The organism is Streptomyces sp. ID05-26A (genome assembly GCF_033794685.1).
Taxonomy (GTDB): Bacteria; Actinomycetota; Actinomycetes; order Mycobacteriales; family Pseudonocardiaceae; genus Lentzea.
Map to the genome: position 1 here is coordinate 1,952,713 of NZ_JARAYZ010000001.1, position 13,308 is coordinate 1,966,020.

The window sequence follows — 13,308 nt, forward strand, 5'->3', positions numbered from 1 at the left end:
CCCGACCTACCAGGCGTCCTTGCGGAAGTGGCTCGGGCCGTCGTCCTCGTCGTCGGGCGGTGGCGGAGGAGCGGGTGTGCCCGAGGCGATGACGTCCTCGACGTCCAGACCTTCCTCGAGTGCCCGGTAGGCACGCTGAAGATCGGGCACGCCCACCGCGAGCGCTTGCTGAGCACCAGGATCGTTCAGCGCGCGACCCGCGGCGACGTCGGCCCACGACAGCTCGCCGGCGTCGACGCGGCGCTGGAAGTCCTTGAGCTCCTTCGGCGCACCCGGCGACTTCGCGAACCGTTCGATCTCGCGGAGGTCCTGTTCGGACAATCCGCGCGAGCGGCGCTGCACCTGGGACGCGGCGGTCGCGACCTTGCCGAGGTCGTCGACCCTGGAGTCGACCTCGGAGAAGAGCGCCTGCAGGCGGGCCTGGTCGTAGGGGAACGTCACTGCTGACCACCGCCGGTGGGTGCCGGGGCGGGCGCCGGAGCAGGTGCGGGAGCGCTGGCGCCCCGGCCGGAAGCCGCGGACCCCGCCTTGCCGAGGCCGTAGGCGCCGAGACCGACGCCGATCGCACCGGACTTCGCGGCGGCCACGCCGTTGTCGTACTTCTGCTTGCCGTCCTGGACGCCGTCGACGACGTCCAGCGCGTCGTTGACGTTCCTGACGTCCTTGAGCTTCATCAGCGCCGTGCCCATGGCCACGATGCCGTCGACCATGCCCTTGACGCCCTCGATCAGCGTCATGATCGACTGGATGATCTTGCGGATGGCGTCGACGATCTGGATCGCGTCGTAGACCATCCACACCGCACGGCCCCAGCCGACGACCGGGATCACCGCGGTCATGGCCGCTTCGAGCAGCATGGTGCAGAGCTTGTCGAGCAGGAACAGGGCGACCTTCGTGGCCGACCGGCACGCGGACGCCATCGACTGGAACTTGTTGCCGATGATCCGGGCGACCTGGGAGTCCGCCTCGATCGCGATGACCCACATGGTGTCCATGCGGCGCTCGAACGCCTGTGCCGCGCCACCGTCCCAGTGCGGGCCGAGCTGCCCGGCGCCGTCACCGACGTTGTGCCGCACGGAGTCCAGCGCCTTGGCGACCTGGTCCCACGCGTTGGCGTTGGCGTCGATCTTCTCGAAGTCGCCCACCAGCGGGCTGATCAGCGACTCGATCAGGTTCTCGCCGGTGACCTTCTCGTAGATCCAGTTGACGCCCTGCAGCTTCCACCCGGCAGCCTCGATCAGCTCCTTGGTGGTCTGCCTGCCGGGACGGTTCTCGGCGGCCGCGTTGAGCGCGACCGACGGGTCCTGGACGTCCGCGTACGCCGTGGTCATCGGCCACCTCCGGCCTGCTTCAGCAGCTGCACGCCGTGAAGATCGACCTTTTCGTAGGACTCGGCCGTCTTCCGCAGGGCCTCGGCGTCCTTGAGCATCGTCTTGTTGGCGAAGTCCAACGTCTCCCCGTAGAGGTTCGCGACGCCGGTCACGACGGGGTGCAGCAAGGTCAGCAGGCCGGTGAACCCGCTGGTGTCACCGCCCTTGGAGATCGCGTGGTCTTTGATGGTCAGGAAGTGCTGGGCGTTGCGGTCCAGCAGTTCGCTGTACCCGCGCAGCTCGTCCGGTTCGACATGGAACTGTTCGCTCACGAGGGCTCCGACGCGCCATTCGGCCCAACGGTTCCGCTCAGGTGCGTCCGCGTCCGCCCGCGAACCGCGACGCCATCCGGCGCACGAGCGCCCGCGGCAGCAGCCTCGTGATCGTCACGATCGCCTTGTACTGCAGACCGGGGATCGACAGCGGCTTGCCCCGGCGCAGGTCGCGCAGGGCCTCGTGGACCAGTTTGTCGACGGGGACGTAGAGCCAGTTCGGCGTCTTCGACATGTCGATCTGCGCGCGCTTGTGGAACTCGGTCCGCACGAAACCGGGCGCCAGCGCCATGATCCGCACGCCGGTGCCCTCGGCCGCGAGCGCCGTGCCCTCGGAGAACGCCGTCACCCACGCCTTGTCGGCGCTGTAGCTGGTGCCGCGGCCGGGCAGGAAGCTGGCGACGCTGGACACGTTGATCACGTCGCCCTTGCCGCGCGCGATCATGGCCGGGATCGCGGCCCGGCTCAGGCGCAGCACGGTGGTGACGTTGACGTTCAGCTGGCTCTGCAGCTTCTCGACGTCCGTGGCGAAGAGCTCGCCGTTGTTCGCGAAGCCCGCGTTGTTGACCAGCAGGTCGACGGGCGACTCGGCCAGTCGCTGCTCGACCTTCAGGCGGTCGTCGTGGTCGCTGAGATCGGCCGGCAGGACGTCGACCTGGACGCCGTGGCGGTCGTGCAGCTGCTTCGCGAGCTCCTCCAGCGCGGACGCCGTGCGCGCGACCAGCACGAGGTCGTACCCCTCGGCGGCAAGCCTGCGGGCGAAGGCGGCCCCGATCCCGACGGTCGATCCGGTCACCAGTGCGGTTGGCATGCCACCGAACGGTAGTCGGAAAGTCGCCGGGGTCGAAGGCCGCCGATGATCACACTTCGTTCTTCGCCGGGCGGCGGAGCACGAACAGGCGCAGCGCGAGGCCGGAAACGACCATCGCCACCCCGCCGAACAGCAACCACCCGACCGACGCACCGGTGTTGGCCAGCGTCACTACGGACGCCGTGCCGGCGACGGCAACGGGTGCAACTGCCTTTCCTCCGTACATCGTGGATCCCTTCCGGGGGTTGGGGGACACGACGGTCTTGCTGCTCGGACTATCTGAATCAGGGCCGAATGTTTTACACGGAGTGAAGTGTGATGTAGCTCACAGCACTTTGGATACGGTCTGGAATAGCGCTGGTAGGAGTAGGACGACCAGCGGTACAAAATCTTGTTGATCACCTAACGTCACCTGAGCCAGGCGTGCGAGGGGCATGAAAAAGCCGCTGCCGGGTGTCCGGCAGCGGCTTCGGTGAAGGTTTCGTCAGGGCTGCTTGCGACCGAACGACGGGCGGTAGACCTCGCCGCCCTCGTCCTCCTCGGCCACCGGCTCCTCTCGCTCGGACGGGTCCGGGTCGAACGGGTCGATGACGTCCGCGAGCTCACCGACGTCGCGCAGCAGCCGTTCGAGACGGGCGGGCGACGAGTTCGGCGGCGCGGCGGCCAGCACCCAGTCGTTCTCCATCCAGACGACCGTGACGTCGCCACCGATCTCCTCGGCGGCGTCGATCAGGTCCGGTGTGATGATCTTGCGAGCCGCCGGCACGTCCGTGACGAACGCGTACCGCGACCCGACCGGCCCGAGCATGTCGGGCATCGGCTTCTTGTCGTCGTCGCGCTGGAACGGGACCGTCGACAGCCACAGCTCGATCACCACCGACAGCGCCCTGCGGCAGCGCACGCCGACCAGCACGGAGTTGACCTTGCCGCCGGTCTCGTGGTCGAGCACGTAGACCTGCCTGCGGCCGTCCGCGGTGAAGGTGGAGCCCGCGACGACGTCCCGGGCGAGGCCCGTGCCGTAGTACGCGATGGCCCCGGCTTCCCACCGGGTCGGCAGCACGTGGTCTGTCTCCTCGAACTGCCAGCCACGCAGGGCAGCCCAACGGCGCCGTTCACGATTACGCGCGGTTCGTTGCGCCCGGTCGGTCGCGAGCAGGGCGAACCCCGCCACGCCCGCCACCGCGGCGACGGTGAACCAGACCCACGCCGGTATGCCCACAGCGAGAGCCTAGTGGGTCGGAGGCGAGGAACGAAGATCACTTCCGCGCGTCGTGACCTGGGCGTGCCTTTCCTCAGGTCAAGAAGCCGCACGAGTGCGGCACCACGACGACCTGATCAGCGTCCTCGTAGACGATCCGGCCGGGGTCGTCGCTCTCCAGCCGCTCCCACGCCACCCCGTGCGCATCGAGGAGGGCCAGGTACCCCGGCAGGCGCTCTTGGAGGTGCGTCGCCTCCACCTTGAACCACGCGCGGGCGCCGGGGTTGACCTCCCGGTCGTAGACCGTCGGGTCGACCGTGGACGGGTCGGTGTAGGCGGCGTTGTACCAAGCGTTGCCGACGCGCACGAACTCTTCCTGTGCCGCGGTGAGCTCACCGCGCCGGCGCAGGCCGTTCACCAGTCCGAAGACGCCGGGGAAGTTCCCGTTGGTGTTGGCCTGCGCCGCCTGGTACCTCACGAACGTCACGCGGTGCGGCCCACGATCAGGCCGCTGTTGTCGTCCAGCACGTCGACCCGCACCGTGTCGCCGTCGCGCACCTCGCCGGCCAGCAGTTCCTTCGCCAGCTGGTCACCGATCGCCGACTGCACCAGCCGCCGCAACGGCCGGGCGCCGTAGATCGCGTCGAAGCCGTTGAGCGCCAGCCAGTCGCGGGCCGACGGCGTGACGTCCAGCGTCAGCCTGCGAGCCGCGAGCCGGTCCGCCAGCCGGGCGATCTGGATGTCCACGATGGACGTCAGCTCCTCGGTGAGGAGCGCGTGGAACACCACGACGTCGTCCAGCCGGTTCAGGAACTCCGGCTTGAAGTGCCGTTGCACCACGGCCATCACCGCGTCGCGCCGTTCCAGGTCGGTGAGCGACGGGTTCACGATGGTCTGCGAACCCAGGTTCGACGTGAGCACCAGGATCGTGTTGCGGAAGTCGACCGTGCGGCCCTGGCCGTCGGTGAGCCGGCCGTCGTCGAGGACCTGCAGCAGCACGTCGAACACGTCCGGGTGCGCCTTCTCGACCTCGTCCAGCAGCACGACCGAGTACGGACGGCGGCGAACCGACTCGGTGAGCTGGCCGCCCTGGTCGTAACCGACGTAACCGGGAGGCGCGCCGACCAGGCGGGCCACCGAGTGCTTCTCGGAGTACTCGCTCATGTCGATGCGGATCATCGCCCGCTCGTCGTCGAACAGGAACGCCGCCAGCGCCTTCGCGAGCTCGGTCTTGCCGACGCCGGTGGGGCCGAGGAACAGGAACGAGCCCGTCGGGCGGTCCGGGTCGGCGACTCCGGCGCGCGTCCTGCGCACCGCGTCCGACACGACGCGCACGGCCTCGGCCTGGCCGACGACCCGGCGGGCGAGCTCGTCCTCCATCCGCAGCAGCTTGGCGGTCTCGCCCTCCAGCAGCCTGCCGGCCGGGATGCCGGTCCACGCCGCCACCACGTCCGCGACGTCGTCGGGGCCGACCTCCTCCTTGAGCATCGCGGCGTCCTGTGTGGACTCCGCGGCGACGGCGAGTTCCTTCTCCAGCTCGGGAATCCGGCCGTAGCGCAGTTCCGCGGCACGACCGAGGTCACCGTCGCGCTCAGCGCGTTCAGACTCGCCGCGCAACGACTCCAGCTGCTCCTTCAGGCCGCGGACGCGGTCGATGGAGCCCTTCTCGTTCTGCCAGCGGGCCGTCAGCGCGGCCAGTTCCTCGCGCTTCTCCGCGAGCTCGGCCCTCAGCGCGTGCAGCCGTTCGACGGACGCCACGTCGGACTCCTTGGCCAGCGCCATCTCCTCGATCTCGAGACGCCGCACGGCACGTTCGACGGTGTCGATCTCCACAGGCCGTGAGTCGATCTCCATGCGCAACCGGGACGCGGCCTCGTCGACGAGGTCGATGGCCTTGTCCGGCAGGAAGCGCGCGGTGATGTAGCGGTCCGAAAGCGTTGAAGCGGCAACAAGAGCGGCGTCCGTGATGCGCACGCCGTGGTGCACCTCGTAGCGCTCCTTGAGCCCGCGCAGGATGCCGACCGTGTCCTCCACCGACGGTTCGCCGACCAGCACCTGCTGGAAGCGGCGTTCCAGGGCGGCGTCCTTCTCGATGTGCTGGCGGTACTCGTCCAGGGTCGTGGCACCGACCATGCGCAGCTCACCGCGGGCCAGCATCGGCTTGATCATGTTGCCGGCGTCCATCGCCGACTCACCGGTCGCGCCGGCACCGACGATCGTGTGCAGCTCGTCGATGAACGTGATGATCTGCCCGGCCGAGTCGGTGATCTCCTTCAGCACGGCCTTGAGCCGTTCCTCGAACTCACCGCGGTACTTGGCACCGGCGACCATCGAGCCGAGGTCCAGGGACACGACCTTCTTGCCGCGCAACGACTCCGGCACGTCACCGGCCACGACGCGCTGCGCCAGGCCCTCGACGATCGCGGTCTTGCCGACACCGGGCTCGCCGATCAGCACGGGGTTGTTCTTGGTGCGCCGCGACAGGACCTGCACGACCCGGCGGATCTCGGCGTCACGGCCGATCACGGGGTCGAGCTCGCCCTTGCGCGCGCGTTCGGTCAGGTCGACGCCGTACTTCTCCAGCGCCTTGTAGGTGCCCTCGGGATCGGCCGACGTCACCCGCGCCGACCCGCGCACCTTGGCGAAGGCCTCGGTCAGCGCGTCCGGCGTGGCACCGTGCCGCCGCAGCAGGTCCGCCACCGGCCCGCCGTGCTGCGCGAGCCCGACGAGCAGGTGCTCGGTCGACACGTACTCGTCACCCATCTCGGTGGCGAGCTCCTGCGCCTTGTTGATCACCCGCACGGCGTCGCGCGAGAACTGCGGAGCGGACACGGTCGAGCCGGAAGCGCTGGGCAGCGAACGGGACAGCTGCTCGAGCTCCTTGCGCACCTGCGCCGGGTCGGCCCCCACGGCCGACAGCAACGGCGCGGTCAACCCGTCCGTCTGCGCCAGCAGTGCACTGAGCAGGTGCACGGAACCCACGTCCGGGTTCCCGTTCAGCGTCGCGGCCTGCACCGCCGCGGACACGGCCTGCTGCGTCTTGGTCGTCGGGTTGAAAGCGTCCATTCCTCCACCTCGTGGTCAGCCTCCAGCATGGACCATCATCCCGCACAACGTCAGAAAAGTTGAGCGTGTTCCGCTCAACCTTGAAATCGGTACAGATCACACGCCGACCAGGCGATGATCACGCCCATGACGTCCATCATCCACAGCATCACCATCGACGCGCGCGACTCCTACGAGATCGCCTCCTGGTGGAGCAAGGTCCTCGACCTGCCGATCCACCCCGACGACAACCCGGGCGACCCCGAGTCGATGATCGAACTGCCGAACGGCATCCGCTACCTGTTCATCAACGTGCCGGAGAACAAGGAACTCAAGAACCGCCTGCACCTCGACCTGCAGCCGTCAGACCTCACCCGCGACGAGGAGGTGGAACGCCTCGCCGGCATCGGCGCGACGGTCTTCGACGATCAGCGCAGGCCCGACGGCACCGGCTGGGTCACGATGCGCGACCCGGAGGGCAACGAGTTCTGCGTGGAACGCAGCGCAGCCGAACGCACCCCGACCTCCTGATCATTGTCACTCGAAAGCACCAACGACTTGTCCACAACAGGCCCTGACTTGTCCACAATCCGCAGGTCAGTATCCACAGGTGAGGCAAGCTCAGTCGCGACCGTCTGTGCACCAGAACCCGTTGGAGTGACAATCTCGTCGTCCATCGAGTCCCGCAACGGCTGCTCCTTGATCAGCAACACCGCGATGACCGTGAACACGGCGAGACCAGCGGCGATGAGGAACAACTCACCCATCGCGTCACCGTAGGAATCGCGCACCACTGGGGAGAGGGAACCGGGGTCGAGCGTCTTCGTGCTCACCGAGGCAGCCAGCACCGCCCCGAGCACCGAGACGCCGGCCGTCCCACCCAACGACCGCAGGAACGTGGCAGTGGAGCTCGCCGCCCCAAGGTCAGCCATCCCGACACCGTTCTGCACGGCCAGCACCAGGTTCTGCATGGTCAGCCCGACACCAACACCGACCAGCGCCAGGTAGCCACCCATCAACACCAGGTTCGTCCGATGATCGATGGTCCCCAGCAACGCCAACCCGACGACCAGCGAGAACGCCCCCCAGACCAGGAAGCTCTTCCACTTTCCGCTCTTGGCGATCAGCTGCCCGCTGACGGTCGACGAGATGCTCAGCCCGAGCACCAACGGCACCGTCAACAGCCCGGCCTTGGTGGGCGAGAACCCACGGGCGATCTGGAAGTACTGCCCCATGAACACCGAGGCCCCGAACATCGCCGTCCCGACCGCGACCCCACCGAACATCGCGAGCACCACGGTCCGGTTCTTGAACAGGTGCAGCGGAATGACCGGCGCAGAAGCCCGCCGCTCCACGAAGTAGGCCCCCACCAGCGCCAACAGCGCACCGCCGACGAACAGCGCACTCTCCCGACTCACCCAGGCGAAGTCCTTACCGGCGAACGACACCCACATCAGCACCAGACTGACACCACCGGTGATCAGCGTGGCCCCGAGGTAGTCGATCTTCACGTGCTGCTTCTTCACCGGCAGGTGCAACGTCTTGTGCAAGACGGCCAACGCCACCAACGCCAACGGCACGCAGACGAAGAAACACCACCGCCACCCAGGCCAGTCGACGAGGAACCCACCGACCAACGGCCCACCGACAGTGCCAGCGGAGATCACCATCCCGGTGTACCCGCTGTACCGCCCACGCTCCCGAGGACTCAGGAGCGCCCCGACGACAACCTGCCCCAGCGCCTGCACACCACCCATCCCGAGCCCCTGCACGACCCGGAACGAGATGAGCTGCTCCATGTTCGAACTGAACCCGGACAGCACAGACCCGACGACGAACAGCACGATCGCCGCCTGCAACAACTTCTTCTTGTCGAAGAGATCCGCGAGCTTCCCCCACAACGGCGTGCTGGCCGTAGAAGCCAGCAACATCGCCGTGATGACCCACGTGTACTGCGTCTGCGTGCCTTTGAGGTCGGCCAGGATCGTCGGGAGAGCGTTCGAGACGATGGTCGAGCTGAGGATCGCAACGAGCAACGCCACCCAGATACCGGACAGCGCTTCGAGGATCTCCCGATGAGACGAGGGCCGAGTCAAACCGGCACACCTCCAGCAATTAGTTGATGTCATACAACTATATCTGGAGATACTTAGCAAGGCCAACTAATTCGGTGGCTGATCGGTCACACCCAGCATCACGCCCCGCGCTCAAGCCCGGATCGCACGCGAGGCCGAAGGCGAGCACCCCCGACGGCGAAGCCGAGGCGCTTGGCTTGGCTTTTCGCTTTGAGCCAAGACAGAGGGGTGGTGTGTCCCATCACGAGTCGCGCCACAGCCCTTGCTGCATGCCTGAAGGGGTGTCAAGCGGACACGCTTTTCGTCCGCTTGACACCCCTTCAGGCATGTGGCCCGCTCTGGTGCGGCTCGTGATGGGACACACCACCAACGCAACCTTCTAAGCAACAGGCAGCCGCCCTCAGCAACAGGCGTGCCATCTACCTACGGGTGGCGCGGGCCCCCTGATCAGATTGCCGGGGTCTGGGGCAGAGCCCCAGGGGAAGCACGCAGCAGTGACCCGCCACTCGCAAGGTGACCACCCGCCTGGTCGCGGATCGCAAGGCGACCACCCGCACGAGCCGCGTCAAGCATCAACCTGAGCACTCTTCCGAGCCTTGACCTCGAAAAAGTCCCCACCCTTCCGCCGAACGTCATCAGTCCCCCAATCCCGGATCCGATCCACGGGAACCATCCGGGGGATGTGCTTGCGACAGTGGATGTAGGCCTCCTCGACAGACACCACCACCCACCGCTCGATCTTCCGATCCTCCACGGCCAACTCAGCGAACTCCTCGAACGGAGCGATCCGCGCAGACCCGTTCACGTGCAGCCCGATCAGGTCCTCCGTGAAGTCCAGCATCAACATCCCGACGTGCGGGTTCTCCATGATGTTCCCGAGAGACGCCATGACCCCGTTCCCCCGGTACTCGGGGTACACCAACGTCCGCGAGTCGACCACGTGCAGAAACCCGGCCGACCCTGCCCGCAGCGAGGAGTCGCACTCCCCGTCCGCATCGGCGGTCGAGATGAACGCCATCTCCATCTTGGCCACGAAGGCGGCCATCACGGGGTTGAGGTGATCGAGAACCTGGTCCGAGTAGAAGCGCGTGGCGCGATCGGACGTCTCCAGGGCACATTGGAGGAAGTGCTCACCGCGTGAGCCTGGTTGCTCAACACGGTCGGGTGAGGTGGTTTCAGTCAGCTCAGGCAGGGACACGCGCCCAACCCAAGCACGCAAGCACGCAACCCGGTACAGACGGACCCTCACATTCACACTGTTGCGGTAACAACTAAACACATACAGTGACCATGCTTCGCTCGAAGGTGGCATCAAGGAGTCAAACAGCCCGATCAGGGGTTACTGTCCACCCTGTCGGGGGACGGATGCTTGACGAGGACGAGCGCCTTGCCGGCGCCACTGAGAACGACGATGAAGAACGTGGAGACTGCGCGCGGACCATGACTGCGAACGCTGTGCTGAGCCCCATCCCTACCCCGCCCCACCGAGAACCCCCGCCTGGTGTCACCGCGATGGTGCGGATGATCCGGGAGAGCTTCGCGGTGGTGGAGCCGCACTCCGAAGAAGTGGCGAAGTTCTTCTACGGAATGCTCTTCTCGCTCTCGCCTGCCACACGCGAGATGTTCCCCGCGAACATGGAGGTGCAACGCAGCCGTCTGCTGCGCGCCCTCGTGCACGTGGTGCAGATGGTCGACCGCCCGGACGACCTGATCCCCTTCCTACGTCAGCTGGGCCGTGACCACCGGAAGTTCGGTGTCATCAACGTCCACTACGAGGCGGTCGGGACCGCACTGCTGTCCGCGGTGAAGAAGTTCTCCGGCGCCGCCTGGACGCCCAAGGTCGAGATGGCGTGGGCCGAGGCCTACACCCTCATGGCCAGGGCGATGCAGGAGGCGGCCGACGCCGACAACGGGCCCGCCTACTGGCACGCGACGGTGCTGGAGCACCAGCGCGTCTCGTGGGACCTAGCCGTCGTGCGCCTGCAGCCGGACCACCCGGTGAGCTACAAGGCCGGTCAGTACGTCAGCGTGGAGACCCCGCAGCGCAAGCGCCTGTGGCGGTACTACTCGCCGGCGAACGCACCGCGCGAGGACGGCGTCATCGAGTTCCACATCCGGTCCGTCGACGGCGGCTGGGTGTCCCGCTCGGTGGTCGGCCACACGCAGGCCGGTGACACGTGGCGCATCGGACCGCCCATGGGACGTCTGTCGGTCGACCGCACGACCGGGACCGACATCCTGATGGTGGCCGGTGGGACGGGTGTCGCCCCGATGCACGCGATCATCGACGAGATGTCGCAGTACGGCGAGAACCCGCGCGTGCACCTGTTCTACGGCGGCCGCACCCGCGAGGACCTCTACGACCTGGACAACCTGCAGCGCATCGCGACCACGAACCCGTGGCTCACGGTCGTGCCGGTGCTGGAGTCGGACCCCGGCGTCCGAGGTGTCGAGCAGGGCAGCCTCGCCGACGTGGTCACCCGCTACGGCGCGTGGGAGGACCGGGACGTCCTGGTCTGCGGCAGCCCGGCCATGATCAGGTCGACGGTGTCCCGGATGCTCGTCGCCGGAACTCCTCTCGACCGGATCAAGTACGACCCGTTCACGCTGGACTAAACTCGGCACGTCGTAAGCGACTGGCGTGCCGAGGGTGGAACTGACCACCGGGAAGCGACGGCCGAGCGCACCGAACGCCTGGGTGCCCGGCACGGAGTGATGCCGTGCTGCGCGAAGTCGATCCCGAGATCGCCACCCTCATCCAGGCAGAGGAACGCCGTCAGGCCAGCAAGCTGCGCATGATCGCGTCCGAGAACGACGTGTCGTCAGCCGTGCTTGAGGCAACAGGCTCGGTGCTGACGAACAAGTACTCCGAGGGCTACCCCGGCAAGCGGTACTACGAGGGCCAGCAGATCATCGACCAGGTCGAACAGCTCGCCATCGACCGGGCGAAGTCGCTGTTCGGCGTGGACCACGCGAACGTCCAGCCGCTGTCCGGCGCCCCGGCGAACCTCGCCGTCTACCTGGCGTTCCTGCAGCCGGGTGACACCGTGATGGGCATGTCCCTGCCGATGGGCGGCCACCTCACGCACGGATGGGGCGTGTCCGCGACCGGCAAGTGGTTCTCCGCGGTCCAGTACGAGGTCCGCAAGGACACCGGTGTCGTCGACATGGACGAGGTCCGCGCGCTCGCGCTGGCCGAACGCCCGAAGGTGATCTTCTGCGGCGGCACGGCGATCCCGCGCACCATCGACTTCCCGGCCTTCGCGGAGATCGCGAGGGAGATCGGCGCGGTTCTGGTCGCCGACATCGCGCACATCGCCGGCCTCGTCGCGGGCGGTGCCCACCCGTCGCCCGTCGGGCACGCGCCAGTGATCACCACGACCACGCACAAGACGCTCCGGGGCCCGCGCGGCGCCATGATCCTGTGCGACGCCGAGCACGCGAAGGCCATCGACCGGGCGGTCTTCCCCGGTCTGCAGGGCGGTCCGCACGACCACACGACGGCCGCCATCGCCGTGGCCCTGCACGAAGCCGCCCAGCCCGAGTTCCGCGAGTACGCGCACATGATCGTGAAGAACGCGCAAGCACTCGCGGACGCATTGCTGGACCGCGGCTTCGACCTGGTCTCCGGCGGCACGGACAACCACCTGGTCCTGATCGACCTGACGTCCAAGCTGGTCGGCGGCAAGCCGGCGGCCAGGGCGCTGGACCGGGCGGGCATCGAGCTGAACTACAACGCGGTCCCGTTCGACACCCGCAAGCCGTTCGACCCGTCCGGCATCCGCCTCGGCACGGCCGGGGTCACCACGCGCGGCCTCAAGCCCGAGCAGATGCCGTTGATCGCGGACTGGATGGACCGCGCGATCGCCGCCCACGACAACGACCAGGCGCTGGACCGCATCGCCGCCGAGGTCGGCGAGCTACTCGGCTCGCTCTAGCCTTCCCACGGCCTCACGCACCTCGCTGAACGTCCGGCGGGCGACTTCCGCGAAGTCCCCGCCGGTCGGCAGCCAGCGCTCGTAGCCGTGGTTGAACGCCAGCACGCCCAGTTCAGCGGCCACCGCGGCCTCCAGCTCCGGCACCCCGCGCCGCTTCAACGCGTCCGTCATCGCCACGGCGAACCCGACCATCTTCAACGCGGACCGCTCACGCAGCTCGTCGTTGCTCGCGATCACCGCCAGCCGCTGCGGCCCGTGCGCCCGCCGCTCCTCGGTGAACGTCACGGCCGTCGCCACCAGCGCCGCCTCGACCACGTCCAGCGGCGACGCCTCCGCGGGAGCCTCCGCGATCGCCGAGGTCATCAGCTCGGCCAGCACGTCCTGGCCACCGAACAGCACCTCGCGCTTGTCCCGGAAGTGCCGGAAGAACGTGCTCTTCGTGAGGCCCGCGCGCTCGGCGATCTGCGCGACCGCGGTGTTCTCGTACCCCTGCTCGTCGAACAGGTCGAGTGCGGCGCGCACCAACCGCTCCCGCGCGTCCGGCTCCCATCGACCCATGACGCACATCCTAAGTGATGCGACTCAGTCCCATCACTCTG

Annotated in this window: 14 protein-coding genes and 1 riboswitch; of the genes, 3 read left to right on the plus strand and 11 right to left on the minus strand. The window is 67.7% G+C overall.

Annotated elements, in window-relative coordinates:
• Positions 1–6: 6 nt before the first annotated feature.
• From PV646_RS09665 to clpB, 8 genes are all read right to left on the minus strand, one after another.
• Complete coding sequence (locus PV646_RS09665; protein ID WP_500341087.1) at positions 7–441, minus strand: hypothetical protein; 435 nt, start codon at positions 439–441, stop codon at positions 7–9.
• A complete protein-coding gene (locus PV646_RS09670; protein WP_500341088.1) occupies positions 438–1,331 on the minus strand; it encodes a WXG100 family type VII secretion target in 894 nt (297 codons plus the stop codon). The genes PV646_RS09665 and PV646_RS09670 overlap by 4 nt, the downstream gene beginning before the upstream one ends.
• On the minus strand, positions 1,328–1,642 hold the full coding sequence (locus tag PV646_RS09675; protein WP_500341089.1) for a hypothetical protein: 315 nt from the start codon (positions 1,640–1,642) through the stop codon (positions 1,328–1,330). Before PV646_RS09675 ends, PV646_RS09670 begins: the two co-directional genes overlap by 4 nt.
• 37 nt (positions 1,643–1,679) lie before the next feature.
• Positions 1,680–2,453: an SDR family NAD(P)-dependent oxidoreductase gene (locus PV646_RS09680; protein ID WP_500341090.1), complete on the minus strand. Its 774-nt coding sequence runs from the start codon at positions 2,451–2,453 to the stop codon at positions 1,680–1,682.
• A gap of 49 nt (positions 2,454–2,502) precedes the next feature.
• Positions 2,503–2,679 carry an LPXTG cell wall anchor domain-containing protein gene (locus PV646_RS09685; RefSeq protein ID WP_500341091.1) on the minus strand — a complete coding sequence of 59 codons (177 nt, stop codon included), beginning with the start codon at positions 2,677–2,679 and terminating at the stop codon, positions 2,503–2,505.
• Between the two features lie 258 nt (positions 2,680–2,937).
• Positions 2,938–3,672 carry a TtfA family protein gene (locus tag PV646_RS09690; protein ID WP_030477725.1) on the minus strand — a complete coding sequence of 245 codons (735 nt, stop codon included), beginning with the start codon at positions 3,670–3,672 and terminating at the stop codon, positions 2,938–2,940.
• Positions 3,673–3,745: 73 nt separating this feature from the next.
• Positions 3,746–4,138 (minus strand): hypothetical protein, encoded by a 393-nt coding sequence (locus PV646_RS09695; protein WP_500341092.1) that lies wholly within the window; start codon positions 4,136–4,138, stop codon positions 3,746–3,748.
• Positions 4,135–6,717: an ATP-dependent chaperone ClpB gene (clpB, locus tag PV646_RS09700; protein WP_500341093.1), complete on the minus strand. Its 2,583-nt coding sequence runs from the start codon at positions 6,715–6,717 to the stop codon at positions 4,135–4,137. The genes PV646_RS09695 and clpB overlap by 4 nt, the downstream gene beginning before the upstream one ends.
• A 126-nt stretch (positions 6,718–6,843) precedes the next feature.
• Between clpB and PV646_RS09705 the strand changes: the two genes are divergently transcribed.
• Complete coding sequence (locus PV646_RS09705; RefSeq protein ID WP_500341094.1) at positions 6,844–7,227, plus strand: VOC family protein; 384 nt, start codon at positions 6,844–6,846, stop codon at positions 7,225–7,227.
• On the opposite strand, the gene PV646_RS09710 is transcribed toward PV646_RS09705, so the two are convergent.
• Both PV646_RS09710 and PV646_RS09715 read right to left on the minus strand, forming a co-directional pair.
• Positions 7,125–8,792: an MDR family MFS transporter gene (locus tag PV646_RS09710; protein WP_500341095.1), complete on the minus strand. Its 1,668-nt coding sequence runs from the start codon at positions 8,790–8,792 to the stop codon at positions 7,125–7,127. The two genes, PV646_RS09705 and PV646_RS09710, sit on opposite strands and share 103 nt — an antisense overlap.
• 544 nt (positions 8,793–9,336) lie before the next feature.
• The gene (locus tag PV646_RS09715) at positions 9,337–9,969 is read right to left on the minus strand and encodes a pyridoxamine 5'-phosphate oxidase family protein (protein WP_500341096.1); all 633 of its coding nucleotides are present in this window, start codon (positions 9,967–9,969) and stop codon (positions 9,337–9,339) included.
• A gap of 314 nt (positions 9,970–10,283) precedes the next feature.
• On the opposite strand from PV646_RS09715, the gene PV646_RS09720 reads away from it, so the two are divergent.
• Both PV646_RS09720 and glyA read left to right on the plus strand, forming a co-directional pair.
• The gene (locus tag PV646_RS09720; RefSeq protein WP_452250529.1) at positions 10,284–11,387 is read left to right on the plus strand and encodes an FAD-binding oxidoreductase; all 1,104 of its coding nucleotides are present in this window, start codon (positions 10,284–10,286) and stop codon (positions 11,385–11,387) included.
• A 6-nt stretch (positions 11,388–11,393) separates the two neighbouring features.
• A riboswitch (ZMP/ZTP riboswitch) is annotated at positions 11,394–11,478 on the plus strand.
• Between the two features lie 13 nt (positions 11,479–11,491).
• Positions 11,492–12,709: a serine hydroxymethyltransferase gene (gene glyA, locus PV646_RS09725; RefSeq protein ID WP_500341097.1), complete on the plus strand. Its 1,218-nt coding sequence runs from the start codon at positions 11,492–11,494 to the stop codon at positions 12,707–12,709.
• On the opposite strand, the gene PV646_RS09730 is transcribed toward glyA, so the two are convergent.
• Positions 12,692–13,267 carry a TetR/AcrR family transcriptional regulator gene (locus tag PV646_RS09730; RefSeq protein WP_500341098.1) on the minus strand — a complete coding sequence of 192 codons (576 nt, stop codon included), beginning with the start codon at positions 13,265–13,267 and terminating at the stop codon, positions 12,692–12,694. The genes glyA and PV646_RS09730 overlap by 18 nt on opposite strands.
• Between the last annotated feature and the right edge of the window lie 41 nt (positions 13,268–13,308).

Bases quoted from the DNA above. Each gene is read 5' to 3' on its own strand.
- PV646_RS09670 (WP_500341088.1), bottom strand. From the start codon at position 1,331: ATGACCACGGCGTACGCGGACGTCCAGGACCCGTCGGTCGCGCTCAAC.
- PV646_RS09705 (WP_500341094.1), top strand. From the start codon at position 6,844: ATGACGTCCATCATCCACAGCATCACCATCGACGCGCGCGACTCCTAC.
- PV646_RS09685 (WP_500341091.1), bottom strand. From the start codon at position 2,679: ATGTACGGAGGAAAGGCAGTTGCACCCGTTGCCGTCGCCGGCACGGCG.
- PV646_RS09730 (WP_500341098.1), bottom strand. From the start codon at position 13,267: ATGGGTCGATGGGAGCCGGACGCGCGGGAGCGGTTGGTGCGCGCCGCA.
- PV646_RS09680 (WP_500341090.1), bottom strand. From the start codon at position 2,453: ATGCCAACCGCACTGGTGACCGGATCGACCGTCGGGATCGGGGCCGCC.
- PV646_RS09720 (WP_452250529.1), top strand. From the start codon at position 10,284: ATGGTGCGGATGATCCGGGAGAGCTTCGCGGTGGTGGAGCCGCACTCC.
- clpB (WP_500341093.1), bottom strand. From the start codon at position 6,717: ATGGACGCTTTCAACCCGACGACCAAGACGCAGCAGGCCGTGTCCGCG.